Here is a 20,296-nt window from a genome sequence, read left to right on the forward strand (position 1 = left end):
AGCGTCTTAGTAGCCCTGGATCTTCGCATACCGGTCGCGGTGGAACGCCTGGTTGCCGAAGGCGGCTTCCGCGGCCCGGGCGCGCTTCAGGTAGAAGCCGGCGTCGTGGGCGTCGGTCATGCCGATGCCGCCGTGCATCTGGACCATCTCGTTGGAAACGAGGTGGAAGGTGTCGCCCATCTTGGCCTTGGCGAGGCTGACCAGCTCCGGCACGTCGGGGGTGCCGGCGTCGATCGCCTGGAGGGCGGCTTCGACGGCCGAGCGGGCCAGTTCCAGATCGGTGAACATCTTGGCCGCGCGGTGCTGCAGGGCCTGGAAGGAGCCGATGACCTGGCCGAACTGAACGCGGACCTTGAGGTAGTCCAGGGTCACTTCGAAGGCCTGGACGGCGGCGCCCAGCATCTCGGCGCAGAGCGCGGCGCGAACGCGGTCGAGGACCTGTTCGACGACGGCGGCGCCGCCGGTCAGGGGCTCGGCGGCCGCGCCCTTGAACTCGATATTGGCCGCGCCGCGGCTGTCGGCCAGGGCCAGACGGGTGCGGCTGACGCCGGCGTCATCGCCACGGACCAGGTAGAAGCCCACGCCGTCGGGGCCCTTGGCCGAGACGATCAGCACGTCGGCCTTGAAGCCTTCGAGGACGAAGCTCTTCTTGCCGGTGATCTTGCCGCCCGAGAAGGTGGTCTCGACCTTGGCCGGGTTGTGGTGGGCGCCTTCGTCGACGGCGAGGGCGCCAACGGCGGTGCCTTCGGCGATCTTCGGCAGCCACTCGGACTTCTGGGCGTCAGAGCCGCCCAGGACCAGGGCCGAGGCCGCGCCGACGGCGGAGACCAGCAGCGGGGAGGCCGTCAGCGTGCGGCCCAGCTCTTCCAGGATCAGGCCGATGGACAGGTAGCCGAAGTCCGATCCGCCGTATTCCTCGGGGATGATCACGCCGGCCCAGCCCATCTCGGCCATTTCGTTCCAGGCGGCGGCGTCATATCCGACGTCCACACCGCTATCGCGCATCTTGCGGAAGGCGGTCACCGGGCTCTTTTCCTGGGTCCAGCTCTTCGCGGCGTCGCGAAGCATGCTCTGTTCTTCGTTCAGAACGGCCATTTTCGTTGTTTCCCTAGCTCAATTCTCAAATGTGATTTGGTTGAATAACCACCACGTCATCCCGGACGGCCGTAGGCCGATCCGGGACCCAGGGGGGATTGCTCCGGCCCCTGGGTCCCGGCTCTCCGCTACGCTACGGCCGGGATGACGTGGTGAGGAGTCTCATCAGCTGTTGTTGGTCAGGTCGGGCAGACCCAGGATGCGCTTGGAAATGATGTTGCTCTGCACTTCCTGGCTGCCGCCATAGATGGTGGTGGCCTTGCCGCCGAGCCAGCCGCGCACGGCCATCAACTCCTCGGCGGAGAAGTCCTCGCCGCCCCAGCCCAGGCCCTGGTGACCCATGATCTCCAGGGTCAGTTCTGCGCGCTGCTGCATCCAGTGGGTGCCGGCGTTCTTCATGATCGAGGTCGCCGAGGACGGACCGGAATTGGACCGGGATTCCATCATCGAGCGCACGGCGGTCTGCTGGAAGGCGCGGCCCTCCATCTCGTTCATGATCAGGCGCGTGCGCAGGTCGCTGTCGGACAGGCGTCCGTCATCTTCCGTACCCACATAGTCCTTGGCCATCTGCACGATGCCGCGGCCGCCCATGCCGAACCCGCCGCCGCCACCGGCGCCGGACAGTCCGCCACGCTCATGCTGAAGCAGGCGCTTGGCGATGGTCCAGCCGCCGTTCAGCGGACCCACCAGGTTCTTCTTGTCGGCGATCGCGTCGGTGAAGAAGGTTTCGCAGAAAGGAGAGTTGCCGGCGATCAGAGGAATCGGACGGACTTCGACGCCCGGCTGATGCATCGTGAACAGGACGAAGGAGATGCCTTCATGCTTCTTCGAAGTATCCGTGCGGACCAGGCAGAAACACCAGTCAGCGAATTGTGCGCCGCTCGTCCAGATCTTCTGGCCGTTAATGACGAAGTGATCGCCCTTGTCTTCAGCCTTGCACTGAAGACTGGCAAGGTCAGAGCCGGCGCCCGGCTCGGAGAAGCCCTGGCACCATTGCAGCTCACCCTTCACGATCGGCGGGATGTGTTCCTGCTTCTGCGCTTCCGTGCCGTATTCCAGCAGGGTGGGGCCAAACATCATCACGCCCATGCCGCCGATGGGGTTATAGGCCCCGGCGCGGGAGAGCTCCTGCTGGATCACGCGGGCCTCGGCGCCCGACAGGCCGCCGCCGCCATAGGCCGCGGGCCAGGTGGGAACGCCCCAACCCTTCTCGCCCATGGCCTTGCGCCAGGCTTCTTGCTCGGGGGAGGGCGTGGAACGCTCTTCCCGCATCATCGGGTTGGGGGCGCCCTTGAGGCCCGCGGGGAAGTTCGCCGCGATCCACTCCTTGGCCTCCGTGCGCAGGGCGTCCAGGTCGCCGCCGCCAAAGTCTGCCATTTTAGAAAGTCTCCTTGAAAATCAGGTCGTTCAAAACATGTTGCCCTTCTCCCCTTGCGGGAGAAGGACGACCGTGGGGCGTCGCGCGCGACGCCCCCAGTATCAGTGCTGCAGGATGTGGTCCGGCAGGCCCAGGATCCGCTTGGAGATGATGTTGTTCTGCACCTCGTTGGATCCTCCATAGATCGAACCCGCCTTGCCGGAAAGCCAGCCACGCACGGCGGTCAGTTCCTCGGCCGTGAAATTCGCGCCTTCCCAGCCCAGGCCCTGGTTGCCCATGAACTCCAGGGTCAGCTCGGCCCGGTCCTGGGCGACCTTCATGTTGGCGTTCTTCATGATCGAGGTGGCGGCCGACGGACCCGAATTGCTGCGGGATTCCAGGGCCGCGCGGCGCACGGTCAGTTGCAGGGCGCGCTGGTCGATCTCGTTGGCGATGATGCGGTGGCGCAGATCGCTGTCGGCCAGACGGCCCTGGGCGTCCTCACCCACATACTTCTTGGCCACCACGCCCAGGATGTCGGCCTTGGAGCGGTTACCGCCCTCGCCCTGCCGACCGCCCATGCCCGAACGCTCATGCTGCAGCAGCCGCTTGGCCACCGTCCAGCCGCCGTTCAGCGGGCCGATCAGGTTTTCCTTGGGCACCTTCACGTCGGTGAAGAAGGTTTCGCAGAACGGCGAAGAGCCGGCGATCAGGCGGATCGGACGAACCTCGACGCCCGGCTGGTGCATCTCGAAGACCACGAAGGAAATGCCTTCGTGCTTCTTGGAGCTGTCGGTGCGGACCAGGCAGAAGATCATGTCGGCGTATTGGCCGCCACTCGTCCAGATCTTGCTTCCGTTCACCAGGAAATGGTCGCCCTTGTCTTCAGCTTTCGTCTGAAGAGAGGCCAGATCAGAGCCGGCGCCGGGCTCGCTGAAACCTTGGCACCAACGCACCTTACCGGTGACGATGTCGGGGATATACTTACGCTTCTGTTCCTCGGTGCCGTATTCCAGCAGGGTGGGACCGAACATGCCCACGCCCATGCCGCCGATCGGGTTCACGGCGCCGATCTTGGCCATCTCCGAGGCCAGCACGCGGGCCTCGCCGGCCGACAAGCCGCCGCCGCCATAGGCCGCCGGCCAGGTGGGAACGCCCCAGCCCTTGGCGCCCATGCGCTCCTTCCACACGGCGTAGTCGCCGGTGGGGGCCTCGGGGCTCATCGCCGCGGCCTGCAGGGCCTCCGGATCCTTGCCCAGGGACGCGGGGAAATTCGCCTCGAGCCATGCGCGCGCATCGGCGCGGAAAGCGTCTAGATCAGCACCACCGAAATCAGCCATTTAAAATTCTCCCTGAATTCAAAATCTTAGCTATCAGTATAACACAAAACACGCCCGTTCGGAGTCCCCGTTACTTGGGGTCGGGTAAAGCCAGCACGCGCTTGGACACCACGTTGAGATTGATCTCCGAGGTGCCGCCCTCGATGGAGTTGCCCTTCGAGCGCAGCCAGGCGCGCACGGTGGCCAGTTCGTTACCCTCGAAGCCCTCGCCCTCCCAGCCCAGGCCGCTGTGACCCATGGCCTCGACCATCAGCTCGTTGCGGTCCTGGGCGATCTTGGCGCCGGCGTACTTCATGATCGAGGTGGCCGAGGAGGGGCCCTGGTTCGAGCGGGCCTCGTCGGCCGCCCGGCGGACCGTCAGCTGGAAGGCGCGGGTCTCCATCAGGTGATCGGTGATCCGCCGGCGCAGGTCAGTGTCGGCCAGCACGCCGTCCTCGTCGACGCCCACATAGTGCTTGGCCGCCTCGTTGACGGTCATGGTCGCCTGGGCCGCGCCCAGATTGCCGCCGCCGAGACCTGCCGAGATGTTGTCGCGCTCGAACTGCAGCAGGCGCTTGGCCACCGTCCAGCCGCCGTTCAGCGGGCCAAACAGCTGGTCCTTGGGCACCTTCACGTCGGTGAAGAAGGTCTCGCAGAACGGCGAGGTGCCGTTGATCAGCTTGATGGGCCGCACCTCGACGCCGGGCGCGGTCATGTCGATCAGCAGGAAGCTGATGCCCTCATGCTTCTTTGAGGTATCGGTACGTACCAGACAGAAGCAACGGTCAGCCAGATTTGCGCCAGAAGTCCAAATCTTTGAACCATTTACCAGCCAGTGGTCGCCCTTGTCCTCGGCCCGAGTTTGAAGACTCGCAAGGTCCGAGCCCGAGCCCGGCTCGGAATAGCCCTGGCACCAGCGGACCTCGCCCTTGATGATCCCCGGCAGGTGCTGGGCCTTCAGCTCCTCGGTGCCGTACTCCACCAGGGTGGGGCCGAACATCATCACCCCCATGCCGCCGATGGGGTTGCGGGCGCCGATGGCGGCCATCTCCTCGGCCAGCACCCGGGCTTCCGCGCGGGAGAGGCCGCCGGCGCCGTATTGGGCGGGCCAGGTGGGCGTGCCCCAGCCCTTGGCGCCCATGGCTTCGCGCCACGCCTTGGCGTCGGGGGTCTCGGTCCCGCCCATCGCCGCGGCCATCTGGGCGGCCGGATTCTTCTTCAGGGAGTCAGGGAAGTTCGCCTCGAGCCAAGCCTTGGCCTCGCTGCGGAACGCGGTGGTGTCTTCGCCGCCGAAATCGGCCATGGGAAAATCGCCTTTTCGAAAATCAGTCTTCAAGTGTCGTGAGCGCGCCGCCCTGAAATTGAGCGGCGCCCTGGATGTAAGCGCTTACTTCGGATCGGGTAGGCCCAGCACCCGCTTGGCCACCACATTGATGTTCACTTCTGTCGTCCCGCCCTCGATGGAGTTGCCCTTCGAGCGCAGCCAGCCGTGGGTCGCCGTCAGTTCGCCAGGCGTGAAAGCGTCGCCCTCCCAGCCCAGGCCCTGGTGACCCATGGACTCCACCATCAGCTCCGACCGCTCCTTGGCGAACTCGGCCGCCGCGAACTTGATGATCGAGGTCGCCGCCGACGGGCCATTGCTGGCCCTGGCTTCGGCAGCCGTCCGCGCGATGGTCATGCGCAGGCTGCGGAAATCCATCTCGTTCCTGGTGATCCGCTGGCGCAGGTCGCTATCGGCCAGTCTACCGGTGTCATCGGCGCCATTGTAACTCTTGGCCACCACGGGCAGGTCCGCGGCCGAGCCTCCAGCCCCGCCACCGCCGCCGAAGCCGCCCGAAATGTTCTGCCGCTCGTACTGCAGCAGCCGCTTGGCGATCTCCCACCCGCCGTTGACCTGGCCCACCAGGTGGTCCTTCGGGATCTTCACGTCGGTAAAGAACGTCTCGCAGAACGGGCTCTCGCCCGAGATCAGCTGGATCGGCCGCGTTTCGACCCCCGCCGTCCGCATGTCGATCAGCACGAAGCTGATCCCCTCATGCTTCTTCGAGGTATCGGTCCGCACCAGGCAGAAGCACCAGTCGGCCTTGTCGGCGTAGCTGGTCCACACCTTTTGGCCGTTGATCAGCCAGTGGTCGCCCTTGTCCTCGCAGCGGGTGGCGAGGCTGGCGAGGTCGGAGCCGGCGCCCGGTTCGGAGTAGCCCTGGCACCAACGGATCTCGCCGCGGACGATGGGGGGCAGGAAGGTCTTTTTCTGCTCCTCGGTGCCGTATTCCAGCAGGACCGGGCCCAGCATCCAGATGCCGAAGGCCAGCACGCCGGGACGATAGCGGCCGGCGGCCAGCTCCTGGTCCAGAACCCGCGCTTCGGCGGGCGAGAGACCGGCGCCGCCGTATTCCTTAGGCCAGGTCGGGGTGGTCCAGCCCTTTGCGCCCATGCGCTGGGTCCAGACGGCCTGCGGGTCCGTGCCGCCGGCAAAGGCGCGGCCGCCCCAGACGGCTTCGGGATCGGTCTTGGCCTCAGGGTCGCGCAGCTCGGCCGGGTAGTTGGCCGCGAGCCAGGCGCGGGCGTCCGAACGGAACGCGTCGATGTCGCCAGCGCCGAAGTCGGCCATGGAATCCTCCCGAGGTCTCAAGCTTTTGCGCCCGCCACATTAGCGTCGGGCGCCTCAAGAGCAAGGAACGAAACGCTTGTTTGACCCGCCCTAAAGCTCAAAAACCGGCTATAAGACCGCCTGCCGTCAGGCGTCACACGGACCGCGAATGAGATTTTGGCGAGAACTGAAGCCGGCGGCCTTCGCGGTCGCCCCCTTCATAAGTGCGGTCCTGATCCTGGCCGCCGGCGTCATGCTGGTGGCGTCAGGCGCGACGCCATCGGTCCCCGACCGCTTCCTGCGGCTCTATCAGGTGACGCCGGTCTATCTGATCGAGGTCAGCCACTTCCTTTCCAGCATCGTCGGCCTGACCCTGGTGATGTTGGCTTTCGGTTTGCGGGCCCGCCTGGGCGCCGCCTGGGGCGCGACCATGGGCGCCCTGCTGCTGGCCGCCCCGCTGTCCCTGCTGAAGGGCTTCGTCTGGGAGGAAACCGCGGCCCTGGTGGCGCTCGCCCTGATACTCTTGCCGTTCCGCGGCGCCTTCCCGCGCACCGCGCGGCTGTCGCGGATGGAGATCACCCCGGGCTGGCTGGCTTCGGCCTTCGCGGCCCTGATGGGGGCGGGCCTGCTGGGCCTGTGGTCCTTCCAGCACGCCGACTACGCCGACCAGCCGTTCTGGCGGATGATGGTGGACGCCGACGCCGCCCGCTCGATCCGCGCCTGGGCCGGCGCCGCCATCGCGCTGTTCGCCTTTGGTCTGTGGCGGATGGTGTCGACGGCCGCCACGCCCCCGGTGGTGGGGGAAACCGACAACGATTTCCAGCGCGTGCGCCATATCCTGGCCAATGCCGAGGCCGCCGAGCCGGGTTCCAACCTCGCCCTGCTGGGGGACAAGCGGTTCCTGTTCTCAGCCAGTGGCGAGAGCTTCCTGATGTTCGGCGTTCGCGGTCGCTCCTGGATCGCCCTGGGCGCGCCCGTCGGCCGCCGGGACGAGCAGATGGAGCTGCTGTGGCGGTTCCGCGAACTGGCCGACGCCCACGCCGCGCGGCCGGGCATCTATGGCATCGGCGCCGAGCACCTGCCGGAGGTGGTGGAGCTGGGCTTCTCCATCCAGAAGGTGGGTGAATCCGCCGCCGTGCCGCTGGAAAGCTTCCGCATCGAGGGCAAGCGGCGGGGCAACCTGCGCCGCGCGTGGCGCAAGGCCGCCGAGGAGGGCGCGACCTTCGAGGTCCTGCCGCCCGAGGCGATCAGCGATATCATCCCCGAGCTGGCGGCGGTCTCCGACGTCTGGCTGGCCGACCATGCCGGCGGCGAGAAGGGCTTTTCCATGGGCGGCTTCCACCCGGGCTATGTCTCAGAATTCCCGGTGGCGGTGGTGCGCTTCGAAGGCGCCATCGTCGCCTTCGCCACCCTTTGGACCACGGCGGCCAAGAGCTCCTTCTCCATGGACCTGATGCGCTATGTGAACGCTGGGCCCAAGAACATCATGGACTATCTGTTCGTGGAGCTCATCGAGTGGGGCCGTATCCAGGGCTACCAGGCCTTCGAGTTCGGCATGGCGCCGCTGGCGGGTCTTGAGGACCGGCCGCTGGCGCCGATGATGTCGCGGGTCGGCAACCTGTTCTTCGAACGCGGCGAGGAGATCTACAATTTCCAGGGCGTCCGCCGGTACAAGGACAAGTACGATCCGGTCTGGCAGCCCCGCTACATCGCCGCCCCGCGCAAGTGGGCCATCCCTCTGCTGCTGGCCGACGTCGGGCTGCTGTCCTCGGGCGGCGTCGCCGGTCTCGCCAAGCGTCCCGCCAAGAAGGCCGAGGAGCCTGAGGCTCCGCCGCTCGCGGCCTAACGCCCCGTCACCACGCCCAGCAGGTTCACCAGATGGACCAGCAGGATCAGCACGCCGGCGGCCGCCGTCACCATGATCAGCCGGTGAGGCGCCATGCGCACGCCCTTCAGCGGGTTGGGCGGTTGGGCGCCGCGCCAGCCGGAGAAGATGGCGAGCGCCAGGAAGGCCGCGATCAGGGCCAGGGTCACGGGAAGCGTCATGTGCGACGGCGTAGCGCAGGTGCGGACGCCCCGCAAAGACGATCGGATTCTTGACTGTCACCCATGCGCCATCCGTGTTCCCGCTTGGTTTCCCGGACAGTCCAGATCATCCACAGCCAATCGTCTCAGACGCTACATCTAGCGTTAACGTCGCGTTTACACCCCAAGGATCGGTGGCTAGCGTCCAAAGTCAGTCCTGCGGAGAACGATTCGGTATGAGCTCGGGGACGCCATGGAGCGTCAAAGGGATCGACCCAAAAGCCCGGGAGGTCGCCAAGGACCTCGCCCGGCGCTCCGGCATGACTCTGGGTGAATGGCTGAATCGCATGATCCTCGAGGACGAGGGTCCTGAGGAAGTCACCTCTGAAACCTATTTCACCGAGCGCGCGGCCGACGAAGATGAGGTCGAACCCGTCAGGCCCGAAGCCTTCCTCGCCCCGGCGCCGCGGGAAGTCTTCCGCGACGAGCCGCTGCGTCATGACGCGCCCCGCACCGAGGCGCCGCGTCCGCAGGCGCCGCTCCGGCCGCCCGAGCCCGCCACCCGCTATGAGGCCCCTGAGCATCCCGCCGACGAGATCGGCCGGGTCACCCTGGCGCTGGATCGCCTGACCGACCGTATCGAGCATTCCGAGGGCCGCGCCGGCCTGGCCATCAGCGCCGTGGAACATTCCGTCCGCGACGCGCTTTCGCGCATCGAGATCGCCGAGCGTGAGAACGTCGCCGTCGCCGCCCGCTTCGAAGGCGCGGTGGACGAGGCGCGCACCGAGCAGACCCGGCTGGCCGAACGCCTGCGCCGGGTTGAGGGCGAGGCTGCCGGCCCGCGTTCCGCCGAGGCCCTGCGCGCCTTGGAACAGGCGCTCGGCAAGGTCGCCAACCATCTCTACGAAGGCGAGGCTCGGACCCGTGAGACCCTGACCGCCCTGCGCGAACGGGTCGACGAGGTCCAGACCCACGGCGGCGGCGGCGACCCTACCGTCGTCATCGAGGAAGTGGTCAGCCGGGTCGGTGACCGCCTGGCCGACGCCGAGGCCCGCACCGCGGCGGCCATGGAGGGGCTGAAGGACGCCTTCTCCAGCGTCGACGGCCGTCTTCGCGCGGTGGAGGGCGGCGCCTCGCCGGCCCTCGACCGCCGCCTGGAACAGCTCGCCGCCAATCTCAGCAGCCGGGTCGATGCCGCGCGCGGCGAGATCGCCCAGAAACTCCAGGTCTCCGCCGAGGGCCGCTTCGACCGCATGGAGCGCAAGCTCGCCGAGATGAGCGATCACGTGCGCCTGGCCGAACAGCGCTCGGCCCAGGCGATCGAGAAAATGGGCCGGGAGGTGCTGACCGTGGCCGACAACCTCAACCGCCGTGTCCAGGCCACCGAACACCGCAGCGCCGACGCGATCGAAACGGTGGGCGGCGAAGTCGCCCGTATCGCCCAGGCGATGGAGAGCAAGCTGGGCCGCACCGACAGTGTTCACGCCGAGGCGCTGGAGCGTCTGGGCGCCGAGATCGGCCGCATCACCGAAAAGCTTTCCGAACGCATCGCCAACGCCGAGCGCCGTTCGGCCCAGGCCATTGACGATGTCGGCGAACAGGTGGCCCGGGTCACCGAGCGCATGAACCAGCGCAGCGAGCGCGCCTCCGACGACCTGGTGGAGCGAATCCGCCAGAGCGAGGAACGCACCGCCCGCATGCTGGAGGAGGCTCGCGAGAAGATCGACGCGCGCCTGGGCGAGTCCCACCGCCGGCTGTCGGAACAGGTGGCCGCCGCCCCGACCGTGCGGGCGCCGATCGCCAAGCCGGAACCGCTGTCGCCCTTCGGCCCCGATCCCTTCCCCAGCTTCGGCCCCGCCGAGGGCGCCGCCGCCGATCCGCTGGCGCGCCAGGCCTTCTCAGCCCCGGAGACCGGCCCCGACGCGCCGGACGGCTTCCCGGGCCAGCCCTTCTCCAGCGAGCCCGAACGGCCGGCCTTCGACGCCGAGGACTTCGAGGCCGCCGACGGCTTCGCGCCCATCGGCGAACACGCCGACGAACACCAGGATGAAGAGCCGGTCGAGGAGGTCTATGAGGCCCCTATCGGCTCCAACACTGTGGCCGCGCCGCCTGAAACCGGCCGCCCGCTCTCTACTCGCGAAGTCATCGAGCAGGCCCGCGCCGCCGCCCGCGCCTCGGTGCAGAACGAAGGCAAGGGCAAGAGGGCCAAGGAACCCAAGACGGCCCGTCCGGAAAAGGCCGCCAAGGTCGCCAAGGAGCCGGGGACCTCGCTGTTCTCCAGCTTTGGCGCGCGACCCAAGCGTCGCGCCGGTTCGTCGCTGCAGACCGCCCTGATGGTGGTGGGCGGCGCGGCCTGCCTCAGCCTGGCCACCGCCAGCTTCATGCTGATGGATGGCAAACCCGGTGGCGCGCCTCCCAAGCGGGTCGCCGATGCGCTCGCCGCCATGAACGGCGGCAAGTCGCAGGAAATCATGGCCGCCGAGGCCGACACCACCCCCTTCGGCGACGGCCCCCGTGTGGCCATCGCCCTGTCGCCCCAGCCCATCGCGCCCGGGACCCCGCCGGTGGCCGACCTGGCCCAGCGCTTCGCAACCGCGGCTGCGGCGGTGGAGGCCAAGCAGGCCGGGGGGCTGGATCAGCTCAAGGCCGTCGCCAGTCTCGGCCACGCGCCCGCCCAGTTCTACCTCGCCAAGCTCTACGAGAACGGCACGGGCGGGGTGAAGAAGGACCTCATCGAGGCCCGCCGCTGGACCGAGCGCGCCGCCGAGGGCGGCGATCCCAAGGCGATGCACAACCTGGGCATCTCCTACATTTCCGGCGCCGGCGGCCCGAAGAACTCCACCACCGCGGCCCAGTGGTTCCGCCGCGCCGCCGACCTGGGCCTGGTGGACAGCCAGTACAATCTCGCGGCCCTCTACGAGCAGGGCCTGGGGGTCGGCCAGAACGCGGCGGAGTCCTACAAGTGGTATCTGGTCGCCGCTCGCACGGGCGACGGCGAGGCCCGCTCCAGCGCTCAGCGGGTGGCCGCCGGCCTCTCGCCCGACGCCCGCACCGTGGCCGAGCGCGCGGCCGCGGCGTTCCGCGCCAACACGCCCAACCCCTCGATCGCCCCGGCCACCGCCCTGGCGGCAGGCCCGGCCTCACCGACGGTCGTCACCGCCCAGCGCGCGCTGTCCCGGCTCGGCTACTATCAGGGCCCCACCGACGGCAGCGCCTCGGGCGCCCTCAAGCTGGCCGTCGCCGCCTACCAGCGCGACCAGGGCATGCAGGCCACGGGCACGCTCGATCCTCCGACGGTTTCCAAGCTTTCCGTCTTCACGCGGTAACAGCCCCGCCATAGAAGGCGACCTTGGACCTCTATCTCCCCATCGCCGAAGTCTCGGTGAACGCGCCGCTCCTGGTGGCGCTCGGCGCCCTTGTCGGGTTCATCTCCGGGATGTTCGGCATCGGCGGCGGCTTCCTGATGACGCCGGTCCTGGTGCTGATGGGCATCCCGCCGGCCGTCGCCGTGGCCAGCATGGCCAACCACGTTGCGGCCTCCTCGACCTCCAGCGTCATCTCCTACACCCGCAAGCGGGCGGTGGATTTCCGCATGGGCGGGGTGCTTGCGGCGGGGGGTGTGGTTGGCGCGATCGTGGGGGTGGAGATCTTCCGCTGGCTCCGGCTGCTGGGCCAGGCCGACCTGGTGGTCTCGCTCTCCTACCTGCTCTTCCTAGGCGTCATCGGCGGCCTGATGCTGATGGAGTCGGTGCAGTCCATCCTGCGCCGCCGCAGCGGCAAACCGCCCAAGCCGCGCGGCGACCGCCGTCCGCCTTGGCTCTATGGCCTGCCGTTCAAGATGCGCTTTCCGCGTTCGCGGCTCTATATCAGCATCATCCCGCCGATCCTGCTGGGGGTCTTCGTGGGCGTCCTCTCGGCGATCATGGGGGTGGGTGGCGGCTTCATCCTGGTCCCAGCGATGGTCTACATCCTGCGCATGCCGGCCGGCGTGGTGGTGGGCACCAGCCTGTTTCAGATCATCATCACCACCTCGCTGACCGGAGTGCTGCAGGCCGGCCGCAACCAGACCGTCGATATCGTCCTGGCTACTCTCCTGCTGGTGGGCGGTGTGCTGGGCGCGCAACTCGGCGCCAAGGCCTCTTCGCGCTTCCGGGCCGAGGAGTTGCGCGCCGTGCTGGCCCTGATCGTCTTGGCTGTCGGCCTGCGGATGGGCCTGGGCCTGTTCTTCACGCCGGACGAGCCCTTCATCCTGATGTCTGGGATGGGCTGATGGCGCTCGAGATCCCCAGCCCCACGGCGCCCCAGCTCACCGCCTCGCCCGCCGCGGTGTCGGCGGCGCTGACGACGACCCAGGTGCGGGTGACCTCCGGCTTCCGGGGCGCGCGCATCGTGCTCTACGGCGCGGTCTTCGATCCCACCACCAAGCCCAGCGACGTGGTGGTTATCGTGCGTGGCCCGGAACAGCCGATCCGCATCGCCCGCAAGACCAAGGTGGCCGGGGTCTGGATCAACAGCCGCCCCGTGGTGTTCCGCGGCGCGCCCGGCTTCTACATGACCGCCTCGACCCGGCCCCTGGACGACATCGCCGGCTTCGGGACCCTGCGCCGCCTGGGCGCGGGCATCGACCACCTGGCCATCAACGCCCCCTTCGAGCAGCACATCGAGACCCGCTACGGTGTCCGCGACGTGGTGGTGAGCCGGCTGGGGGGCGACTATCTGGACTGGCGCCGCGCCGTGGTGCGGCTAAAGGAGAACGCTGGCCTCTACGACGCCGACGACAAGGGCGTGGTCTTCGTCGACAAGGACCTGTTCAAGGCCGAGATCGACCTGCCCACGGACGCTCCGATCGGCCAGTACCAGGCGCAGATCATCCTGTTCCAGGACGGCCAGCCGGTCTCGCGCAAGGTCCGATCCCTGACGGTGGAGAAGGCCGGGATCGAGCGGACTCTTTACCTCTTCGCCCATCGTAGCCCATGGTTGTATGGCTTGGTCTCGATGGCCCTGGCGCTTGGCGCGGGCTGGGCCGCCTCGGTCGCCTTCCGGAGGAACTGACGCCTGTGATGGACGCCGAGACCTCCGCGCCCAAGCCGATGTGGGCCATCGCCCTGATCGGCCTGGCCGCCTTTCCGCTTTCCGCCAGCCTCTACGCCTATGGTCCGCCGCAATGGTCGAGCCATGCGCTGAATGTGCTGCTGGCCTGGTCGGCGATCATGTTGGGCTTCCTGGGAGGCATCCGCTGGGGCCTGGAAAGCAGCCGCGAGGCGCCGCGCTGGCAGAGGCTGGCGGGGTCCATCATCTCGCCGATCGTCGGCTTTGGCCTGATCGTGGCTCGCGGCGACATCCCGACCTCATGGATCATCACCGGCCTGATGGGCGCCTTCATCGTCCAGTGGCTGTTTGACCATTCCGCGCCAGACGTGCCGGCTCGCTACCCCCGCCTGATGACGGTCCTGACCCTGGGGGCCTCGGTGTCCCTGGCCATGGCCCTGGAACAGGCGATGAAGATGTAGGGGATCAGTCCCCGACGACCGAGCGCCAGCCCACGGCGTGGACGCGAGTCCCGCCCAGGGCGCCGCAGAGCGGGTCGCGGGCGAACAGTCCCGAAAAGGCCCGGTCGCGGATATTGAGGCCGCCGGCATAGGCGCCAAAGGCGGGAACCACCAGCCGCTCCCCGTCGGTGACGAAGCAGCGCCGCCGCACCGTGCCACGGGAGGCGGTGACCTTGGCGCAGGGGTGCAGGTGACCCGCCACCTCGCCGGGCTGTAACCCCGCCTGGGGTTCGTGGCGCAGCAGCAGGCCCGCCACCGTAAGCTCGTCGGCCACTTCGCCCGGCAGGGCGCGGGGGCCGTCCGCGTCGTGGTTGCCGATCACCCAGATCAGCCGGGTCAGGCCGGCCAGGGTGCGCAGCTGCTCGGCGTCGTCGGCCGCCAGCCGGTCCTCCGAGGCGCGATCGTGGAAGGTGTCGCCCAGCAGCACGACGGCGGCCGGACGGGTGGCCGCGATCTCGGCGGTCAGGCGGCGCAGGGTGTCGCGGGTGTCGTAGGGCGGCAGCATCTGGCCCCGGGCGGCATAGGCGCTGCCCTTCTCGAGGTGCAGGTCAGCCACCACCAGCATGGCCTGCGCTGCGATCCACAGCGCCCCGCTGGCGCGCAGGGTCACCGCTGCGCCGCTGAGCGTCGTGCGCAGGCCGCCGCAGGGGCTGGGGGCCCAGTCATAGACGTGGCGGGGCTGGGCCAGCGCGCTCATGCGATGGCCTCGGCGATCAGGTCGCCTTCCGCCTCCGCCAGGATCATCTCGCCGGCCGCGCCGGGCGTCCGCTCCTTGCCGATCTCCAGCAGGATGGGCACGGAGAAGGGCGACAGGTGATCGAGCGCCGCATGGCGGATCTTGCCCTTGATGCGGGCCAGCAGCTGCCCCAGCCGCGCAACGTCCACCAGGCCGGTGGCCGCATCCTCGCGGGCGCAGCGCAACAGCAGGTGGTCCGGCTGGTGGCGGCGCAGCACGTCGTAGATGAGGTCGGTGGAGAAGGTCACTTGCCGTCCGGACTTCTGCTGCTCGCCTGGGAATCGCCGTTCGATGAGCCCGGAGATGATCGCACAACCCTTGAAGGCGCGCTTCATCATGAAGCTCTCCGACAACCAGGATTCCAGGTCGTCGCCCAGCATGTCCTCGGCGAACAGTTCGTCGAAATCGAGTCCGTCCAGCGGGTTCAGCGCCCAGACCGCCACCGCATAGTCGTTGCAGACGAACCCCAGGGGCGCGGCGCCCATCCGCTCCAGCCGTCGGGTCAGCAGCATGGCGAGCGTGGTGTGGGCCAGGCGCCCCTCGAAGGGATAGCAGACGATGAAGTTGCGCTTGCCCCTCGGGAAGGTCTCCAGCAGCAGCTCCTCCTCCTTCACGATCAGCGAGCGGTCCTTCTGGATCTCCAGCCATTCGCGCACATCGTTGGGCAGCACCTTCCAGTGGGTCTCGTCGAACATCAGCTCGCGGACCCGCTTGGCCAGGAAGGTCGAAAGCGCGAACTTCGAGCCGCCCCAGGAGGGCATCTTGGGGTCCTTGCCCATGGCCGGGCGCACCAGGACGTCCAGCCCCGTCACCGCCACCAGGGACCAGACCTGGCCGGCGAAGATGAAGGTGTCGCCGGGCTCCAGCATCTCCACATAACCCTCTTCCACCTCGCCGATCTTGCGCCCGCCCTGCAGGCGCTTGCCCATGGCGATGCGCACGGCCAGCACGGCGGGCGACAGGATGGCGCCGACGTTCATCCGGTGGCGCTGGGCTGTGGCCTGGTCGCGCACCCGCCACAGGCCGTCCTGGCCCTTCACGATCCGACGGAAGCGGTCATAGGTCTTGAGCGCGTAGCCGCCGGTGGAGACGAAATCCACGACCTGTTCGAAGTCTTCCCAAGCGAGATCCCGATAGGGCCCTGCGGTGACCAGTTCGTCATAGAGCTTCAAGAGGTCGAAGGGTTCGGAACAGGCGCAGCCCATGACGTGCTGGGCCAGGACGTCCAGCGCGCCAGTTCGCGCCGCGTCGCCGTCGAACCGGTTCTCGGCGATGGCCTCGCGGGCGGCCTGACACTCCAGCATCTCGAAGCGGTTGGCGGGCACGAAGAGGGCGCGGCTGGGTTCGTCCAGCCGGTGGTTGGCCCGCCCGATTCTCTGCACCATGCGCGACGCGCCCTTGGGCGAGGCCAGCTGGATGACCAGGTCCACGTCCCCCCAGTCGATGCCGAGATCAAGCGTCGAGGTGCAGACCACAGCGCGCAGCTCGCCTCGCGCCATGGCCGCCTCCACCTTGCGCCTCTGCTCGGCGGCCAGGCTGCCGTGGTGCAGGGCGATGGGCAAATCGTCGTCGTTCAGCTTCCAGAGTTCCTGGAAGGCGAACTCGGCCTGGAAGCGCGTGTTGACGAAGACCAGCGCCGTGCGGGCCTGCTTGATGGCCTCATAGACCTCCGGCATGGCGTGCTGGGCGGTGTGGCCGGCCCAGGGCACCCGGCCCTCGGCCAACAGCATGTCGACGATCGGCGCCGCCCCGGCGGGACCACGCACCAGATCGACCTGGTTCTCCAGCTCCGGCGCCGCGCAGCCCAACCAGCGGCGGATCACATCTGGATCATCCACGGTCGCCGACAACCCCACCCGGCGCATCCTGGGCGCGAAGGTCTGAAGGCGGGCCAGGTCCAGGGCCAGCAGATCGCCGCGCTTGGAGGCATGGATGGCGTGGATCTCATCGACGATGACGCAGGCCAGGTCCTCGAAATAGAGCCGCGCGCCTTCCCAGGCGCAGAACAGGGCCAACTGCTCCGGCGTGGTCAGCAGGATGTCCGGTGGCTTGATCCGCTGCCGCTGGCGGCGCGCCTGGCCGGTGTCTCCGGTGCGGCTCTCGGCCACGATGGGCAGGCCCATCTGGAGGATCGGGGCCATCAGGTTGCGCTCGACGTCGACCGCCAGCGCCTTCAGCGGCGAGATATAGAGGGTGTGGATGCCGCGCGGCGTATTGGCCTTTGGGCGCTCGGCCAGCTCGATCAGGCTGGGCAGGAAACCGGCCAGGGTCTTGCCGCCGCCGGTGGGCGCGATCAGCAGGGCGTCGCGCCCGGCGCGGCTCTTGGCCACCATCTCCAGCTGGTGTTCGCGCGCGCTCCAGCCGCGGGCCGCAAACCAGTCCGCGAACCTCGGGGGCAGGAGGGGAGGGGCGGCGCCCGCGTCTTCGGCCATCCCTGCCCCTATAGCATGTTCCCGTTCCGTTTCACGCGCAAAGGCGCGTCGGTCAGGGCCTAGCGGGCGCCTCCGCCTTCGCGCCGCTCATCTGCGGCACATAGAGTCCCGTGGCGAACTTGGCGGCCATGCCCTCGACGCGCATCCGTGAGCCGTACTGGGCGCAAGGGTCGGGCTTGGCGAGCTTGATGGGCTTCCTGTCCTTGGCGGTCATGGCCTTGGCGGCGGCGTCGGCGAAGGGTTCGGCGAACTGCAGGGCGTCTCCGATCCGGCTGAGGGAGGGATTGTCGGTCCCCACCGCCATCCCCTGCCGTGTCCAGGTTATGGCGGCCAGTTGCTGGCCGTCGGCGCCCACCATCTCGGCCTCGACGCCCAGGCCACCCAAGGTGCCGGGCGCGCGCAGGCCGATGGGACCGGGGATGAAAAAACCAGCCGCCGCCGAGGCCGCCGAACTCATGCGGCCCGTGGGGCGCACATGGCTGAGCACGGCGCGCACCTTGGCGTCGGCGGCGCCGTCGGGGGCGGCGATCTCGTAGCGTTCGGATAGTTCGAAACAGAGTTGCGCGTCGATCTCCCGCAGCAGGGTCGTGCGCTCGGTCGGCGTCATCCATTCAGCGGTGTTCTTGGCAACCAGGGTGGGCGCCAGCGCGACCCGGCCCACCCTCTCCAGCCCCGCCTCGTCCTTGCGGTCAGATACGCTGGCCCGCACCGCGTCCGGCTTCGCCGCCAGGCCGTCATAGGTCGATAGCATCCCGGTTTGCCGGGTGGGGGTGCTGCAGGCGGCGAGCGCCAGGAGCGGCAGGACAAGCAGGAACTTCATGAGGCAATCCGGCGGCCGCGTTCGGCCAGGTCCCAGGCAAATGGGTAGCTCCCCCGGAGGTTCCTGTCACCCGAAGTCGGTGACCTCCAAGACCCCGGTCAACCCCGTGAGCTTGATCGCGTTGGAGAGGGTGTTGGCGCCGCCGCTGTCGGCGAAGACGTAGGTCCCGTCCTCCAGTCCGCCCGACGATCCCACCACGGCGATCACCACGACGTCGCGCGAGCCTCCGGAAATCAGCGACGTCGCATCGAGCAGGGCCTGGGCGTAGGACCCGGCGTTCGAGCCGGCCAGGAAGTTGGAACTGGTGACGGTGATCCCCACCGAAAGGATGTCATCGGCGGTCGCGTTGAAGCCGGAAATCACGTCCAGCGACCCGGCGGTGGAAACCGAGTCTCCGGCGACAAAGACGAAACGGTCGGCGCCGCCGGCTCCGGCCGCGAAGGTGTCGGCGCCCGCTCCGCCGGTGAAGGTCTCCGCGCCCGCGCCGCCGGTCAGCATATCTGCGCCAGCGCCGCCCTGCAGGATCCCGCCGCCGCTCGCGCCGTTGACGAGGGTGTCGGCGCCGTCGCCGCCCGACAGCGTGTCGGAGGCCGCGCCGGAGGCGGTGATGGAGTCGTTTCCGCCGCCGCCTGTGATGTTGTTGGCGCCGCCGGCCCCGACAACGGTGTCGGCGCCCTCGCCCGCGGTCACCGTGTCGCCATCGGCGCCACCGGTGATCAGGTCGCTGCCCGCGCCGCCGTCGAAATGGTTGGCCCCATCGCCGCCGGTCAGGGTGTCCGCCCCATCGCCGCCCAGCAGAGTGTCCACGTCCGTTCCCGCGAGCAGGCTGTCGTCACCGCCGCCGCCATCGAGCCGGTTGACCCCGGCCCCCGCATCCAGCGTGTCAGCGTCCTCGCCGCCTGAGAGCGTGTCGCCCTGGCCGCCGCCCAGCAGGGAGTCGGCGCCCAGGCCGCCGATTCCGACGTTGGCGCCAGACCCAAGGGAGATGCGGTCGTTGCCGTCCCCGCCATCGATCGTGTCGGCGCCCGCCCCTCCGGTCAGCAGGTCGGCGCCAAGGCCGCCGGTGGCGAAATTGGTCCCGTCCCCCAGGTCCACCGCATCGTCGCCTTCGCCGGCGGTCACGGTGTCGCCGTCGTCGCCACCGACAAAGGAGTCGTTTCCCGTCCCCAGGTCGGTGAGGTCGTTTCCGCCTTCATGGTTGTCGACGGTGTCGTCGCCGGCCCCGCTGAAGACCACATCGTCGCCCTCGCCAGCGATGATCTCATCCGAGCCGAGATCGCCGAACAGCAAGTCATTGCCGTCGTAGCCGTCTATGAAGTCGTTCCCCTGCCCGCCCAGCAGGGTGTCCTTGTCGATGCCGCCATAGATTTCGTCGTCGCCCAGATTGCCGTGCGCATAGTTGGCGCCGTCGCCTGGCGTCAGGACGTCGTTCCCCTGGCCGCCCAGCAGGGTGTCATTCCCGTCGCCGGAAATGATGTCGTCCTCGCCCTGGTTGCCCTGGACGAAATTGTCGCCATCGCCGGCGTCGGCGAAGTCGTCGCCGTCTCCCAGCAAGATGATGTCATTCCCCTCGGAGGACAGCACCTGGTCGTTGCCGGCCCCAGCATCGACAGAGTCCTGGTCGCCCGGGCCTCCGTAGTTCAGCAGGACGTCATCGCCGGCCCCGCCCATCAGGGTGGAGGACCCGTCGCCAGCCAGCAGGAAGTCGTCTCCGAGGTCGCCGAACACCAGGTTGCCGCCTTCGAAGGCGTCGATGGAATCGTTTCCCTGACCCCCCAGCATGGTGTCGGCGCCCGTCCCGGCCAACAGTATGTCGTCGCCCAGATTGCCGTGGACGTAGTTGTTCCCATCGCCCGCGTCGATGGAGTCCACGCCCTGGCCGCCCAACAGGGTGTCGGCCCCGCTGTCCGCCAGCAGCAGGTCGTCACCCTGGTTGCCCTGCATGAAGTTGGCCCCCGCGGCGCCGTCCAGGGTGTCGCCGCCGCCGCCGCCGAACAAGGCGTCGCCGCCCGGGGAATTGACGGCTGAGAGATCTGTTCCGGCGCTTGCGCCGATCACCAGGCGGCTGCTGTCGGGGAACACGCTGGCGGTGTAATCGACAGCCAAATTGGCCGGATCAAACGAGATCGTCCGGCCCGCATAGGTCAGGTCGATCCTGGCCGGGCTGGCCCCCGACGCAGCAACATAGGCTACGGAGACGCGTGTGGCCGTAGCCACGCCGGTGAAGACCAAGACATCGCCCGACGTGAAGGCAGATTGCTGCGCCGTCGTAATGGTATCGAAGAAGTAGTTGGCCATGGACCTCGCCGATCAGATCGCCGCGAGCTCCAAACGCTGCCGTTCTGCAACTCGCAGTTCACGCCGCCCGCTGCG

At 68.4% G+C, this 20,296-nt stretch carries 15 protein-coding genes and 1 pseudogene; 5 read left to right on the top strand and 11 right to left on the bottom strand.

Going from position 1 to position 20,296, the window contains the following annotated elements:
* Positions 1-6: 6 nt before the first annotated feature.
* The 6 genes and pseudogenes from JKL49_RS04335 to JKL49_RS04355 form a co-directional block, all read right to left on the bottom strand.
* Positions 7-1,095 carry an acyl-CoA dehydrogenase family protein gene (locus JKL49_RS04335; RefSeq protein ID WP_215338482.1) on the bottom strand — a complete coding sequence of 363 codons (1,089 nt, stop codon included), beginning with the start codon at positions 1,093-1,095 and terminating at the stop codon, positions 7-9.
* Between the two features lie 25 nt (positions 1,096-1,120).
* Positions 1,121-1,242 (bottom strand): annotated as a pseudogene (locus JKL49_RS21365) (hypothetical protein); the annotation flags it as partial.
* A gap of 18 nt (positions 1,243-1,260) precedes the next feature.
* Positions 1,261-2,472: an acyl-CoA dehydrogenase family protein gene (locus JKL49_RS04340; RefSeq protein WP_215338483.1), complete on the bottom strand. Its 1,212-nt coding sequence runs from the start codon at positions 2,470-2,472 to the stop codon at positions 1,261-1,263.
* A 102-nt stretch (positions 2,473-2,574) separates the two neighbouring features.
* Positions 2,575-3,792, bottom strand: a complete 1,218-nt coding sequence (locus JKL49_RS04345) for an acyl-CoA dehydrogenase family protein (protein WP_215338484.1) — start codon at positions 3,790-3,792, stop codon at positions 2,575-2,577.
* A gap of 70 nt (positions 3,793-3,862) precedes the next feature.
* Positions 3,863-5,074, bottom strand: a complete 1,212-nt coding sequence (locus tag JKL49_RS04350; protein ID WP_215338485.1) for an acyl-CoA dehydrogenase family protein — start codon at positions 5,072-5,074, stop codon at positions 3,863-3,865.
* Positions 5,075-5,158: 84 nt separating this feature from the next.
* Complete coding sequence (locus tag JKL49_RS04355) at positions 5,159-6,382, bottom strand: acyl-CoA dehydrogenase family protein (protein WP_215338486.1); 1,224 nt, start codon at positions 6,380-6,382, stop codon at positions 5,159-5,161.
* A 148-nt stretch (positions 6,383-6,530) separates the two neighbouring features.
* Here JKL49_RS04355 and JKL49_RS04360 point away from each other — a divergent pair, with 148 nt between their 5' ends.
* On the top strand, positions 6,531-8,207 hold the full coding sequence (locus JKL49_RS04360) for a phosphatidylglycerol lysyltransferase domain-containing protein (protein ID WP_215338487.1): 1,677 nt from the start codon (positions 6,531-6,533) through the stop codon (positions 8,205-8,207).
* Here JKL49_RS04360 and JKL49_RS04365 read toward each other — a convergent pair.
* Complete coding sequence (locus JKL49_RS04365) at positions 8,204-8,407, bottom strand: hypothetical protein (RefSeq protein WP_215338488.1); 204 nt, start codon at positions 8,405-8,407, stop codon at positions 8,204-8,206. The two genes, JKL49_RS04360 and JKL49_RS04365, sit on opposite strands and share 4 nt — an antisense overlap.
* A gap of 299 nt (positions 8,408-8,706) precedes the next feature.
* On the opposite strand from JKL49_RS04365, the gene JKL49_RS04370 reads away from it, so the two are divergent.
* From JKL49_RS04370 to JKL49_RS04385, 4 genes are read left to right on the top strand one after another with little or no spacing between them, the layout of a single operon-like run.
* Complete coding sequence (locus tag JKL49_RS04370) at positions 8,707-11,712, top strand: peptidoglycan-binding protein (protein WP_249778021.1); 3,006 nt, start codon at positions 8,707-8,709, stop codon at positions 11,710-11,712.
* Positions 11,713-11,735: 23 nt separating this feature from the next.
* Entirely contained in the window at positions 11,736-12,656 is a 921-nt protein-coding gene (locus tag JKL49_RS04375; protein ID WP_215338490.1) for a sulfite exporter TauE/SafE family protein, read from the top strand.
* Positions 12,656-13,438, top strand: a complete 783-nt coding sequence (locus tag JKL49_RS04380; RefSeq protein ID WP_215338491.1) for a TIGR02186 family protein — start codon at positions 12,656-12,658, stop codon at positions 13,436-13,438. The genes JKL49_RS04375 and JKL49_RS04380 overlap by 1 nt, the downstream gene beginning before the upstream one ends.
* An 8-nt stretch (positions 13,439-13,446) precedes the next feature.
* Positions 13,447-13,896 carry a DUF3429 domain-containing protein gene (locus tag JKL49_RS04385; protein ID WP_215338492.1) on the top strand — a complete coding sequence of 150 codons (450 nt, stop codon included), beginning with the start codon at positions 13,447-13,449 and terminating at the stop codon, positions 13,894-13,896.
* 4 nt (positions 13,897-13,900) lie between these two features.
* Here the strand turns inward: JKL49_RS04385 and pdeM are convergent, their stop codons facing one another.
* From pdeM to JKL49_RS04405, 4 genes are all read right to left on the bottom strand, one after another.
* Entirely contained in the window at positions 13,901-14,632 is a 732-nt protein-coding gene (pdeM, locus tag JKL49_RS04390; protein WP_215338493.1) for a ligase-associated DNA damage response endonuclease PdeM, read from the bottom strand.
* Positions 14,629-17,103 carry a ligase-associated DNA damage response DEXH box helicase gene (locus tag JKL49_RS04395; protein ID WP_215338494.1) on the bottom strand — a complete coding sequence of 825 codons (2,475 nt, stop codon included), beginning with the start codon at positions 17,101-17,103 and terminating at the stop codon, positions 14,629-14,631. Before JKL49_RS04395 ends, pdeM begins: the two co-directional genes overlap by 4 nt.
* A 52-nt stretch (positions 17,104-17,155) precedes the next feature.
* The gene (locus tag JKL49_RS04400; RefSeq protein ID WP_215338495.1) at positions 17,156-17,923 is read right to left on the bottom strand and encodes a DUF3313 family protein; all 768 of its coding nucleotides are present in this window, start codon (positions 17,921-17,923) and stop codon (positions 17,156-17,158) included.
* Positions 17,924-17,989: 66 nt separating this feature from the next.
* Positions 17,990-20,221: a calcium-binding protein gene (locus tag JKL49_RS04405; RefSeq protein WP_215338496.1), complete on the bottom strand. Its 2,232-nt coding sequence runs from the start codon at positions 20,219-20,221 to the stop codon at positions 17,990-17,992.
* Positions 20,222-20,296 lie beyond the last annotated feature (75 nt).

Origin of the sequence: Phenylobacterium glaciei, from assembly GCF_016772415.1 — a bacterium.
Classification (GTDB): domain Bacteria; phylum Pseudomonadota; class Alphaproteobacteria; order Caulobacterales; family Caulobacteraceae; genus Phenylobacterium; species Phenylobacterium glaciei.

Bases quoted from the DNA above. Each gene is read 5' to 3' on its own strand.
- JKL49_RS04380 (WP_215338491.1), top strand. From the start codon at position 12,656: ATGGCGCTCGAGATCCCCAGCCCCACGGCGCCCCAGCTCACCGCCTCG.
- JKL49_RS04350 (WP_215338485.1), bottom strand. From the start codon at position 5,074: ATGGCCGATTTCGGCGGCGAAGACACCACCGCGTTCCGCAGCGAGGCC.
- JKL49_RS04335 (WP_215338482.1), bottom strand. From the start codon at position 1,095: ATGGCCGTTCTGAACGAAGAACAGAGCATGCTTCGCGACGCCGCGAAG.
- JKL49_RS04365 (WP_215338488.1), bottom strand. From the start codon at position 8,407: ATGACGCTTCCCGTGACCCTGGCCCTGATCGCGGCCTTCCTGGCGCTC.
- JKL49_RS04370 (WP_249778021.1), top strand. From the start codon at position 8,707: ATGACTCTGGGTGAATGGCTGAATCGCATGATCCTCGAGGACGAGGGT.
- pdeM (WP_215338493.1), bottom strand. From the start codon at position 14,632: ATGAGCGCGCTGGCCCAGCCCCGCCACGTCTATGACTGGGCCCCCAGC.
- JKL49_RS04385 (WP_215338492.1), top strand. From the start codon at position 13,447: ATGGACGCCGAGACCTCCGCGCCCAAGCCGATGTGGGCCATCGCCCTG.
- JKL49_RS04360 (WP_215338487.1), top strand. From the start codon at position 6,531: ATGAGATTTTGGCGAGAACTGAAGCCGGCGGCCTTCGCGGTCGCCCCC.
- JKL49_RS04400 (WP_215338495.1), bottom strand. From the start codon at position 17,923: ATGAAGTTCCTGCTTGTCCTGCCGCTCCTGGCGCTCGCCGCCTGCAGC.
- JKL49_RS04355 (WP_215338486.1), bottom strand. From the start codon at position 6,382: ATGGCCGACTTCGGCGCTGGCGACATCGACGCGTTCCGTTCGGACGCC.
- JKL49_RS04395 (WP_215338494.1), bottom strand. From the start codon at position 17,103: ATGGCCGAAGACGCGGGCGCCGCCCCTCCCCTCCTGCCCCCGAGGTTC.
- JKL49_RS04340 (WP_215338483.1), bottom strand. From the start codon at position 2,472: ATGGCAGACTTTGGCGGCGGCGACCTGGACGCCCTGCGCACGGAGGCC.
- JKL49_RS04405 (WP_215338496.1), bottom strand. From the start codon at position 20,221: ATGGCCAACTACTTCTTCGATACCATTACGACGGCGCAGCAATCTGCC.
- JKL49_RS04345 (WP_215338484.1), bottom strand. From the start codon at position 3,792: ATGGCTGATTTCGGTGGTGCTGATCTAGACGCTTTCCGCGCCGATGCG.